General features: G+C 54.1%; 8 protein-coding genes and 1 pseudogene. 4 read left to right on the plus strand and 5 right to left on the minus strand.

Annotation, left to right across the window (positions count from 1 at the left end):
* Positions 1–297: 297 nt before the first annotated feature.
* From VAE55_RS04720 to VAE55_RS04730, 3 genes are all read right to left on the minus strand, one after another.
* Positions 298–1089 (minus strand): hypothetical protein, encoded by a 792-nt coding sequence (locus tag VAE55_RS04720; protein ID WP_322814655.1) that lies wholly within the window; start codon positions 1087–1089, stop codon positions 298–300.
* 1088 nt (positions 1090–2177) lie between these two features.
* Positions 2178–3032, minus strand: a complete 855-nt coding sequence (locus VAE55_RS04725) for a BtpA/SgcQ family protein (RefSeq protein ID WP_322814656.1) — start codon at positions 3030–3032, stop codon at positions 2178–2180.
* A 21-nt stretch (positions 3033–3053) separates the two neighbouring features.
* Complete coding sequence (locus VAE55_RS04730; RefSeq protein ID WP_322814657.1) at positions 3054–4028, minus strand: carbohydrate kinase family protein; 975 nt, start codon at positions 4026–4028, stop codon at positions 3054–3056.
* A 130-nt stretch (positions 4029–4158) separates the two neighbouring features.
* Between VAE55_RS04730 and VAE55_RS04735 the strand changes: the two genes are divergently transcribed.
* Positions 4159–6552: a response regulator gene (locus VAE55_RS04735; protein WP_322814658.1), complete on the plus strand. Its 2394-nt coding sequence runs from the start codon at positions 4159–4161 to the stop codon at positions 6550–6552.
* Between the two features lie 104 nt (positions 6553–6656).
* Entirely contained in the window at positions 6657–7583 is a 927-nt protein-coding gene (locus tag VAE55_RS04740; RefSeq protein WP_322814659.1) for an initiation factor 2B, read from the plus strand.
* Positions 7584–7621: 38 nt separating this feature from the next.
* Here the strand turns inward: VAE55_RS04740 and VAE55_RS04745 are convergent, their stop codons facing one another.
* Both VAE55_RS04745 and VAE55_RS04750 read right to left on the minus strand, forming a co-directional pair.
* Positions 7622–8740, minus strand: coding sequence for a glycosyltransferase family 1 protein (locus tag VAE55_RS04745; RefSeq protein WP_322814660.1), 1119 nt, complete (start codon positions 8738–8740; stop codon positions 7622–7624).
* Positions 8741–8764: 24 nt separating this feature from the next.
* Positions 8765–9517, minus strand: a complete 753-nt coding sequence (locus VAE55_RS04750) for an MBL fold metallo-hydrolase (RefSeq protein WP_322814661.1) — start codon at positions 9515–9517, stop codon at positions 8765–8767.
* A gap of 359 nt (positions 9518–9876) precedes the next feature.
* Here VAE55_RS04750 and VAE55_RS04755 point away from each other — a divergent pair, with 359 nt between their 5' ends.
* Together VAE55_RS04755 and VAE55_RS04760 are read left to right on the plus strand one after the other, a co-directional pair.
* Entirely contained in the window at positions 9877–12132 is a 2256-nt protein-coding gene (locus tag VAE55_RS04755; protein WP_322814662.1) for an ATP-binding protein, read from the plus strand.
* Positions 12080–12735 (plus strand): annotated as a pseudogene (locus tag VAE55_RS04760) (hypothetical protein); the annotation flags it as partial. The gene VAE55_RS04755 and the pseudogene VAE55_RS04760, both read left to right, overlap by 53 nt.

Below are 12735 nucleotides of genomic sequence, written 5' to 3' on the forward strand. Positions count from 1 at the left end.
CGCGCCCCTACCTGCCCGTGCCCGCACATCCCCATCATCGTAGGCACGTACCGGCACACTGCGCACGGCATGCCGTGCCCTACTGCCCGTGCCCGCACATCCCCATCATCATAGGCACGTACCGGCACACTGCGCACGGCAACCCGCGCCTGCGTGTGAGCACGGCTGGTGCGGCAACGTGGCTACCGCACTCCATACCGTGTGCTGCGGGCAACCCGGCCGTGAAACTGTACTACACCAGCAGGTGCATCCACGGTGTGTGCAGAAGCCGGCGACCAACCAATCGCTTGACCAGGATCACTGCGCTTTAGATGCAGCCAGGGCAGCAATGACGGTACGGGCCAGATCAACCCGCATAAGCCAGTTGCGCAGATCGGCATCGAAACGCTCGATCCAGGCTTCTGCGCTACCAAGAGCCGCTACTTCATCGGTAAATCGATCAAGGGTCTCAAATTCCAACCCTTCCGTGGCCCGATACGCCATAGTCAACCCTGCCTGCTGGGCCAACAGCAACCACGTACAATCGGCACCGATACTATCATCTTGGCTGGTAGTCGCAATCAGGTGCGCTGCCCGCCGTGACAGACCTCTGGCTGCGGCCATGACATCCCACCCATACCCGGTCATGCGCCCAAACACCTCATTCACCAGCGACTCGGTCGCTACCTGCGCACGCGGATGACTGGCCAGCGCCCGTGGCGTACGGCCAAGTACTGTCACATCAGCCGCCGGTAACCCCTCAAGCGTCACCATCAGCTCATCAGGCCAGTATTCAATCCAGTGCAACACCCGGTCGAGATCACAAAACAGAAACCAATCGGAATCAGGAAACGCCTGCAATGCCAGATCAACCGCTCCTCTCCGCCAGCGCCCCAGGTGCAAATGACCAATCGGCTCATCAGGCGGTGCCACGCGCAAGGTAATGTCAGCCTGCACGAGCCAGCTTTGGGTCTGTGCGGCACTGGTTGGAGTCAAGAGAATGGCGATGTTATCAAAATACTGCTGAAGACGCGGAAAGGCACGTACCATCTGCGAATAGAGCCGACCATCGGGATCATGATGGGTTGCGGCCAAAGCAACATTCATCATTCAATCCTTTCCCAGAAGTGAGTATGCGAGCAATTTGGCTCTCAGGCGTGACAAGATGAAATGTCTGTCTTATTGCTGCCGTAGTGCTTCTATTGAGGATAACGTATTCTATTCCTACACCACATCAGGCATTCTCTCAGAGCTTAGCAGCGGACCAATGCAAGACCAGGATTGCCGAAAACGTATCATATCAAATCTTGACCGGTACTGTGCATCATTCGGAGTGTCAGACCCGTACCGGCGCACAGCCAGCGTGATGGGGGCGAGCGGGTGACGATGATGCCGCGTCAGTGGAGGTATGCGACACGTCCCGGTGAAGGTGGGGAACCACCGATGCCGTATGGATCCCGCTGTCGCGTGTTGGTTCAGGGGGTGATACTGCCGGAAGCAGACACGGCGGATTGTTGCAGGTCGTAAGCGAGCCGAAATCTCGCGTCCCCACGGTACGACAGCGCTTGCGTACCGTAGTGCGGCGCCCGCAGGTGCGGTGTTCAGGTGAGGTTGATAGCGTGCAATGACCAAAAACCAGCTCAGATATGAGGCTTATACCTGTCCATCGACAAACCTGACACGAAATTGACAAAGAAAACGCCCCGCCTATCGGCGGGGCGTTGAGTGATCAAGGTTGTTAGATGATTTTACCGAACAACGTACTGTAAGATGAGGATCTCTACGACGCTACGTTCAACAACTGGCAAGGTTGATGTTACGATGTCTGGTAAGGTGAAGCTGCAACTCTTACTACGATAGTGGGCAAATGCTTGCTGATACTCCGTACCGCCGCACTAACAACCCGACCTGAAGAACGGTGTAGTCAAATGCACAATACATTTACCGTTCAACCCTACAATATCTTACGGTAACCAGCACTGCAATAGTATGATAGTCCCGTCGAGGAACAAGATCAGTACTATCTTCGATCAAACCAAAAGTACTATAGCAGCGTATAGAACCATGAACTGTTAGCGATGGTCACATCCCGCACCTGTACGAGAGGCAGGGCAGACACTCGCACCATGCGCACGGTGCCATTGCTATAACCTGGATTGAACAGCCAGCAACGAGCAGAGCGATAATCTCAGATGAGCCTAGCCACGGCCACGTGCCGCTGCCACAAACCGACGCACCCGTGCCACATCTACCGGATTGGCAATCTCACCGTCTTGTTTGATACTGCTGCCAACAATAACCCCGTCGGCTACCTCCATAAAGGCAGCAATATTCTGTTCGGTAGTACCACTGCCGAGTAGGATGGGCGTATCGCCGGCCAGCTCGCGTGCCTGCCTAACCTTTGCGATATCCGGTGCATCACCGGTCATACGGCCAGAGACGATGATGGCATCGGCACCGAAAAAGCGTGTCCATTCGATATGGGTTGCCAGATCAATGCCTGGGAAACGTACCGAATGCTTCTTATCAACATCGGCAAAAATCTTGATCGACTCGGCGTGCAACTCTTTACGCCGACGCATCAGATCGGCAGCACATCCTTCGTCCCAACTCCCGGCATCCCACACCCCGGCCCCAGTGAACATACACACACGAATAAAGCTGGCCCCAGCCGCAATAGCAATGCCCAGCAAAGCCACACCGCCATTGTGAACAAGGTTAATCCCAAGGGGTAATTCAGGAACCGCCTGCCGCACGGCGTGAGCAACCACGGCCTGGGCGGCAATACTCTCTGGCGGGACGTGAGGGCCAGCCCGAAACGGAATATCCCACATATTTTCGACAATTAAGCCATCACACCCGCCTTCGGCAAGGGCTTCAGCATCACGAATCGCATGATCGATGATCGTTTGCATCCCATAGCCGGTATATCCGGGAGCACCGGGGAGAGGCCAGCAGTGAACCATACCGATGATCGGCTTGGCAGTACGAAACATCTCGCGCAAACCGCGCAAACGCAAGCGATCAAGATGTTCTTTCCAAATTGGGGGCATATCTAAACTCCTTACCGTACCTTACGGTACAGATGGCCACAAGCGATCGGCGATAGTGGTATTCAACCGACTCCGAATCTCATCTACTGCAGGAATTGCCTCTACTGCACCGTGGCGCGTCGCCGTTAGCGCACCGACCAGATTAGCAAGCGTTGCACTTTGCGACAGATCGAGACCGTGGATCAAGCCCCAGGCATACGCAGCACTAAATGCGTCACCGCATGCTGTCGTATCAACGACCGATACCGCCGGCGGCAAAACATCGAGTCGGCGTCCCTGATTGTTGGCGACACTACACCCCTGGGCACCACGTTTAATCGCCACATGCTGCACACCGGCGCTCAGCAAGCTATCAAGTGCCTGGGCAATACTCTGACCCGGCAACAAAGCCCGCAGTTCATCTTCATTCATGGTCAGGAGCCACAACTGTGGTAAGAGCCGCACGATTAAGCGGCGGGCAACACGAATCGCCGGCAAACAAAGATCAAGCACAATTGGGCAACGCTGCTCGATTGCCAGTTCCATTGCCTGAAGTGCGGCTGAACGCTGTGGATCATCAAGTAGGGCGTGCGATCCAATCAGCAGCAAACGACTTGAGCGGATGAGCGAAGGCGTAATCGTAGAGGCATCACAAAAGACATTTGCGCCACGAAAGCTAAGAAAACTACGCTGACCGCCAGGGGTGACCATGATGCCACAGAGACCGGTAGCAGCGCCGGGATCAACCTGGACTGTACTGACCTGCACACCATGGGTGCGTGCCGTCTGTAGCGCAAACGAGCCGGCCAGATCATTCCCAACCCGAGCAATCAAATAGGGAATAGCTCCCAACCGCCCAACCGCAACTGCCATATTGAGACCGGCACCACCCCCACCCCAATGCACCGCCATCGCCGGATTGTCGTCGCCTTCGCGGGGAAAGTGCGGCAACAAAAAGCCGAGATCGACATTAATGTCGCCCAGCGTCGTCACAATTCGCCGCGTTTCCGCTTCCATGGCTATCCTTTACAAAGTTGCAGTTAGCATAGCTTCCATGTACAATTCTACACCAGAGTTGGTTATCGTTACGTATTGCTTACAATCTGACCAATCTCTCCTTACATGAGATCAATTCGGAACCTTCACCATGGAAGAGATCCTTGTGGTTGATGATAGTGAGCACGTGGGCCGCATGCTGGCCAATACCGTGCTGCCAGAACTGGGCTACCGGGCGGCAATTGCCCTCACCGGTCAGAGTGGGCTGGCACGATTGCGCGCCCACCAGCCAGACCTGATTTTACTCGATCTTCAGTTGCCCGATATGAACGGGCTTGACTTTCTCCGCATCTTGACCCAGGAAGGGATCGACATTCCGGTCATTTTAATGACTGCTCACGGCTCCGAAATGATTGCGGTTGAAGCATTTCGCCTTGGTGCCCGCAATTATCTGATCAAGCCCTTTTCCGATACTGAAGCCCGTGAAGCGATTGACCAGGCTCTACGCGAACGGCGCCTGAAGCGTGAACGAGATCGCCTGGTTGGACTCCTCCAGCAGCGGGTGCAAGAGTTAACTGTTCTTACCCGCGTTGGCAAATCAGTCACTGCGCTGATTGATCAACGTCAATTGCTGGATCGGATCGTGGAAGCGGCTGTTTATATCACACAGGCCGATGAGGGAGTGCTCTTTCAATACAGTGATCAGGGGAACGAACTCATACCCCTGGCATTACGTAATGTCACCGTTGAGTCACCGCACCAACTCCGTCTTCAAGTTACAAATTCGCTGGTAGGTCAGGTTATCCAATGCGGAAAATCAATACGCCTGCACAGTGGTATGACTGGTGAACCGATCATTATTGCACCGGCATTCGTCGTTCAGGCAACACTCCAGACACCATTGCAGGTTGGAGATCGGATTACCGGCGTCTTGGTTGTCAATCATCGCCGAAGCAATCGCAGCTTTAGTGAGAGCGACCAGTATCTGCTCGCTGCCCTGGCCGACTATGCAGCGATTGCGCTCGAAAACGCTCGCCTGTACCAGGCAGCCCAGCGGAACGAAGCACGTTATCGAACAATCTTTACCAACGCCTCCGATATGATACTGATGCTGGACGCGAGCTGGCGTATCATCAGTGGCAATCAGAGCAGTGCACAGATACTCGGCGTTGAAGTAAGCGATCTCGTTGGACAATCACTACAACGCTGGTGTCTGGCGCAGGAATGGCCCACAATTGCGCAAGCGCTCCAGCGGGTAGCGAGTGGTTTGTCACAGCCACCGTTTACCGTTTCACTCCAGCGCCAATCAAAAGAGCTGGCGATTGTTGAGATGAATGCACAACGCCTGAACGTTGACGACCAGGCAATGATTGTTTGTGTCGGACGTGACCTTACTGAACGGCGTCGCCTGGAACAGCAACTCATTCAGTCGGATAAACTCTCGGCACTTGGCCAGTTAGTCGCCGGCGTTGCGCACGAATTAAACAACCCGCTGGCAAGCATCTCTGGTTATGCGCAATTACTCATGCGCAATCGCACTCTGCCGGAAGATGTTCGTGCCGACGTTGAACAGATTCGTCAACAAGCCGACCGCGCCAGTCGCATCGTGCGGAACCTGTTGATGTTTGCCCGTGAGCACAAACCAGAACGCCTGCTCGTCCAGATAAATGAGGTTGTGCAGAGCACGCTATCGTTACAAGCGTATCAGTTGCGAGTGGATAATATCACTGTCCAGCTTGAACTCGATTCGGAGTTACCGCAAACACTGGCCGACCCCCATCAGTTGCAGCAAGTGCTACTCAATCTCATCACGAACGCTCGCCAGGCAATGAGCGAAAAAGGATCGGGCACGCTGACCATTCGTACCCGGCGATATGAATCGGGTGACGGTTCGTTCATTGAAATTGCAATTAGTGATACCGGTATCGGTATTCCGGCCCAATATCTCGATAAGATTTTCAACCCGTTCTTCACCACGAAGCCAGTTGGGCAAGGTACCGGACTTGGCCTCTCGATCTGCTATGGCATCATTCAAGAGCACAAGGGCCAGATTTGGGTTGAAAGCCATGAGGCCATAGGCACAACGGTCTTCATCCGTCTGCCGGTGATCAGCACATCGATTACCGAAACATCATCACCAGAGCAACCACTAGAGATAGAGAGTGGCCCGCGTCAACGGGTATTAGTGGTCGATGACGAAGAGACCATTCGGCACATGCTGCAACGCCTGCTTGGTGAACTGGGTCATCAGACAACAACGGTTGGCGATGTCGATGAGGCAATGAAAGTGCTGGCAATCCAACCGTTTGATCTGGTGATTACCGATCTGCGGATGCCGCAAAAAAGTGGTTTTGATCTCAGCGAAGCGATTCGGCGCACGTATCCACACCTGGCCGAGCGGATCATTTTTATCAGCGGTGACACGCTTAGCACACTGAAACCAGAACAGAAAGAGCAACTCCGTGGTAAATTGCTCTCCAAACCGTTTTCAATTCCACAACTGGCCGAACTGTTGCGCAATCTCCCTCACCGGCAAACAAATTAACGACTCTGAACACTACCAACCTGTGCTATGGTAAGATTCGGAAGGTGAAGGCTGGCAATGAAGCCAGTGATGTGTATTTGTTGAATGCCGGCACAGGAATTTCTATGGATCCATTTATCGCCCAATCCGTTGCCACAATTGCAGCCGATACGGTCTCAGGTGCCGTAGAAATAGCCCAAAAATGTGCAGAGATACTGGCCAGGGCAGTACGTAGCCGACCGATGGCTGATCGCGCTGATGTGCAACGCGAGATACTTACCGTTGGGCGAGCATTAATTCGCAGCCACCCAACGATAGCGCCACTGGTGAATCTGGTCAATGGCTTACTCTGGCGTCTCGACGAGACAGACGAGAGTGAAACGGCGCTGCGATTGGTCGATGAAACGACAAATGATTTTCGCCGCCGTCTGCATGTCCATGAAGCAGCAATTGCTGAGACAACCCTTCGTCTGATTAGCGAGGAAGCCACAATTCTCACCATTGGCCGCAGTACAACGGTGCGAGCGGCGCTGCGTCACGCGCAGCGCGCCGGTCGGCGACCACGAGTCATTTGTACGGAAAGCCGCCCCGCTGAAGAAGGAAGGATGCTGGCCGGTGAGCTGGCCGCAAGTGGTATTAACACAACGCTCATCACCGATGCCTCAGCAGCCACGCAGGTCGCCCACTGTCAGCTCGTCCTGGTTGGCGCTGATCTGATCAGTAGCGACGGCTTGATCAACCGTGTCGGAACATATTCGCTTGCCCTGGCCGCCCATGCGACTGATGTACCGTTTTACACGCTCTGTTCCAGTGAAAAACTGCTCCCTCCCGGCTATCGTTTACCACCACATCCATCAATGGCGCCATACCAGATCTGGCCAGACTCACCGCCGGGCATTACGGTGCAGACCGCGTATTCCGACCGGACACCTCTCGATTTGTTGACCGGCATTATCTCCGAACAGGGCATCTCACCACCGGCCGGCATCGAGGCCTGGCTGGCGGCAACCCATCTGCATCCTCTCTTACGCACTGAAATAACGGAGGGTTAAACAGTAGAGCTGTTGCGTTGCAGAAGCTCTACACATCCTCAGGATCGCCTGATTAACTGGCGGTAGAGGGCTAATGTCTGTTGTGCTGCCGTTGTCCATGAAAAGCGTGCCGCCTGTTGTGGCCCACGCCGGGAGAGTTCCTTCCGTGCCGAGTCGTCGTGCCAGAGTTGCTCGATCAGATCGGCCCAGGCAATTGGATCGAGTGGCGGTGCCAGCCAGGCGGCGTCACCAACCACTTCGGGCAGACTGCTGGTATCGGCGACGATAGTTGGCGCACCGCAGGCCAGGGCCTCAAGGGCCGGTAATCCAAACCCTTCGTAACGCGATGGATTCAAATAGATGCGGCAGGCTGCATATAGCCAGTGCAGATCCTCACCACTAACGAAGCCAATCCGGGTGACCCGATCCTGCAAACTCAATTCACCAATCAGTGACAAAATTGGTTGATCAAGCCAGCCACGTGCACCGGCCAGCACCAGGTGATAATTGACCGCTGGTCGGCGATCACAACAGATGCGCAGGGCACGCAGCAGTGTAGGAATATTCTTGCGCGGTTCGATGGTGCTGACGAAGAGCAAGAACGTATCGTTTCTCAGCATCTGACCATCTATCGTTCGTGTTGCACCTGGAGGAAGGTGCCAGGGACGAAAACGGGCATCGGCTGCTTCATAAATGACCGTGATTCGTTCGGGTGGTACCCCTAACCGATCAACAATATCATCACGGGTAGCCTGCGATACCGCAATAATTGCCTCGGCGCTGGCAGCAGCCTGGTAAATCTGACCATAGTAGCGCCGTGCTGCCCGGTCGATGATTTCTGGAAAGTGCAGAAAAGCGAGATCGTGAATGGTAATGACTGCCGGGAAAGTACGGATCAAAGGTGGAATAAAATCGGGGCTATGCAACAGCGAGGGGCGTCGAAACCAGACTTCGAGCGGTAACGCGAGCTGCTCGAGTGGATGATGCGGTGGGGTGAACAAACGGCTCCGGCGTGCCGCAGCAACGAGCGAGGTACGGGCACGGACATGCTCCAAAACGATCAACTCCTCCTCATCGTCGAGCAGTGGGATCATGGCCGTCGCCAGACTACGCGTGTAGTGGGTAATACCACCCTGACGGTAGGCGTGTAAGCGGGCATCGATTGCAAAACGAATCATCGTGTGTTATTCGGTAACAGCGGATCAAACCTCAATCTCAAGGCCATCGTAGGCGAAGGTCACCTCAGGCGGCAGGCCATAGTCGGCTCGATAATCAACCGAATGGGTCATATGAACCAGAAAAGTGCGTTGAGCGCCGACTTCTTGTGCCACCCGACCCGCCTCGGTAATCGAGAGATGGGTTGGATGTGGCTCAGCACGCAGCGCATTGAGGACTAAAACTCGCACACCACGGAGTGCCATAATAGCGGATGGCGGTACTGTACTGGCATCAGTTACATAGCCGAGCGCACCAATCCGATAGGCAGTAATCATCCAGGTACCATGGGGAACGGCAATCGGAACAACCGTCAATGGCCCGATCTGAAATGGTTCTTCCACGGCGTGAAGGGTAATCGAGGGGCGCGAAGAACCCTGCGACGTATCATCAAACGCATAGGCAAAGCGCTGTCGTACATCGGCCAGCGTTCGCGCACTGCCGAAAATGGGAAGCGATCCCTGCCGCAAACAGAAGGGGCGCAAATCATCGAGACCGGCTACGTGATCGAAGTGAGCGTGGGTCAACAGCACTGCATCAATGCGTCGTAGACCGGCATTCAGCGCCTGGATGCGAAAATCAGGACCGGCATCGATCAGAATTGTGAGGCCATGACTGCGGATCAGCGCCGATGTACGTAACCGGTGATGGCGAGGATCGGAAGAGGTACAAATTGGGCAATCGCAGCCGATAACGGGAACCCCCATCGACGTACCGGTGCCGAGAAAGCGTAGTTGCATGGCGCCGCACAGAGATGAATAAACAATGAATCCAAACACTCGACGGCATTATACCATGACAACACGACGAAAAGCGCTTTTACGGTTTTAGCTTCAGATATTACAACGCATTACATCAAACTACATCGTACTACAGGCTTTTCGTACATAAATAAACTGTTAGCCATTTGGCATCATAAAGGTATTCGCAATTGTCATAACCTGTCTTATACTATTGGTAAGCGACCTGGAATGGAGGGATGTATCATTCACCAGCGGGATGCATGTGGAACTACAGTACGTTATTCAGACAGACAGGCTTATGACACGCATCCTTTTCGCTGTCGGACGACAAACCAGCGCACTACAGGAAGACAGTCATGCGTCGGCTGATTGGCGAGCTGCAAAAACAGCTCAAATACCAGATTATCGGCCCCTTCCTCCTCCTCGCGATTGTGGTAGCAATCGTAGGATTGACGATTGTCGCTTTTTTTCTCGCCCGTCAACAACAGGATCGCTTTGACAACGAGCTGGCTGCAGCAACGCGCACAGTTAGCGATGCGCTTCTTGCTCAGGAACAGGCGAATCTCAGCTTTTTACGCGAAGTAGCTTTCGCCCAGCGCAACGAGAGCATCAATGCACCGGCAGTGGCCGACGCATTCTATGAAAACAACGTTGAAGGTTTACGGCTCGCCCTCGAACCTTTCTTCCTACAAGGTACCCGTCGCAGTGATGTCCGCCTTGACCGGTTGATGGCATTTGACCGCAACGGTCGCACGATTGTCGATTTTGAGCGGCCACCGCTCGCCGGTGAAGAGACATATATTACTCACGACTCCATTGATCTCAGCAGTGCCTGGTTTACGTCACGCATCCTCAATGGTGAGGCCGATGAGCGTGGTGATAAATACGCTGGCCTGATCCAGTTTAGCAATACGCAGACCCTCTACCTGGCAACTATCGCGCCGGTACGACGGGGTAATGAGGTGGTTGGCGGCCTGATCGTAGCAATTCGCATCGATAACCTGCTCAACACCGTTGTACAACAGTCCCGATTAGATGGGATCATTCTCTACGATCAGGAAGGAAATCTGATAGCCACTACCTTTAGCAGCCAGGTGCGACCGGCACCGCTACGGCAAGAGCTGGTTTCACAGGTTAAAGCCAACCCTGACCCGTATGGACAAACCCTCTTCACCATCGAAACGATCAATGGTGTCGAGTATCAATTTGCTTATGTGCCACTAACCATTCGTGGGGGACGTGCCGGTATCATGGCGACTGCCCGCACTCGTGAAGAGGTGCTGTTAACGTGGAACAATATTAGCCCATTGCTGGCACTGATTACCTTCAGCTTAGGTCTGGGAATTGCTGTACTTGGCTTGTGGGTAGCCCGCCGAATTACCCGCCCTCTCGAAGTGCTTGCCGAAACAGCTAGTGCAGTCGTGAACGGTGATCTACAACGACGTGCGTCAGTGAATACGCAGAATGAGATCGGTGTTTTAGCGCAACAATTCAATCGAATGACCGAGTACCTGATTGAATTGCTTGCCCAGGTACGTGCCGAAGCTCGCCAGCGCACTGCAATCGTCGAAAGTATCACTGACGGTATTATCTTTATTGATGTCCATGGTGAGATTCGTTCTATTAATCGCGCTACACGCCACCTGCTTGGTTTGCATGATGATACAGCACTACCCAGACGACTCAGTGATCTACCGCTCAAACCACTGACCGAAGGTATTCCAGGCTTTGGTGATCAACGCGCCCAAAATCTCTATACCCTTGGCAGTTATATTGTTCGGCTGTCAGTCGAAGATGTTCGTGAAGATGATGGGCATCTGTTAGGGTATGTCGCCGTCTTGCAAGACCTTACCGAAGAGGTGATGGTCGACCGGGCAAAGACAAACTTTATCGGTACAATTTCCCACGAATTACGCACCCCACTCACGGTCATTCGTGGAAATGCCGACCTTCTGGCGCGTGGTCTAGCCGGGCCGCTCGAAGATGAACAGAAGAGCTTCGTTGAAGCAATTCGGTTACAGGCAAACAACATGACCAACCTGATTAGCAATGTCATCACCATTGCTAATCTCGACTCTGGTTCACTGAAATCCACTCTCGAGCCTATTGAGGTGCAGCGGCCACTTGAAGATGCGATCTGGCAGATGCAAGGACAGATCAAAGCTAAAGGATTGCGGCTTAACGTTGAAATACCAAGGAAGTTGCCAATGGTACTGGCCGATTTCGATCATGTCCGCACTATCACGCTTCAGTTGCTTGACAATGCCCGGCGTTATACGAGTGCCGGTACTATCACAGTTCGCGCTATTCCTCAACCTGATGTATTGAAGATTGAGGTCAGTGATACAGGGCGTGGCATTCCATCCAACCTGCATCAACAAATTTTCGAGCGCTTCTTTCGCGGTGATGGGACAAATGAGGGGATTAACTCCGGTGAACGTGGCATTGGATTGGGCTTAGCTATCTGTAAGCAACTGATCGAGCGTCTAGGGGGGACAATCGGCGTCGAAAGTACGCCAGGTCAGGGAAGTACGTTCTTCTTCACGTTACGGTACGCCGATGATACCGCCACTCCTGAAAAACCAGCAACCGGCCTGGAATCGGCTGCTTGACCGCGATCGTCTCCGACGACCATTGCCCTGGCTGATTCTCGGTTCTCTGTTGCTATTATTGCTGCTGATCTCGCTGGTGATCAACCTGATGATCGATCAGGTTGCGCCGCGCATGGAGTGGTTCAGCGGTGACGTGAGTAGCAGCGGCAGGGCTGATTACAGTTTCTGGAGCGGTGGCCCCCTGTTACCACCGTTCAATCCCAGTGTCATTGCGGCACCGGCAGAAGAGCCAACTCCGGTCACTACATCACAGACCGAACCAACAGATGTTCCGGTCATCGTGATCGAGGTACCGACAGCAACGGCCACGCCAACGCCAACGAATACGGCTACGCCAACGCCAACGAATACGGCTACGCTAACGCCAACGAATACGGCTACTCCGACGAGTACGCCGACAACATTGCCAACCGCAACCCCAACCCGGACGGCGACCCCAACCCGGACGGCGACCCCAACCCGGACGGCGACACCTTCACCGTCACCAACTGTAGAGGCTACGTTGCCGCCAACATCGCCACCAACATTACCACCGGCGACCCCAACCTTTACCGCCACACCTACCCGCACGGCGACCCCAACCTTTACCGCCACACCTACCCG

This window comes from Chloroflexus sp., from assembly GCF_034432675.1.
Classification (GTDB): domain Bacteria; phylum Chloroflexota; class Chloroflexia; order Chloroflexales; family Chloroflexaceae; genus Chloroflexus.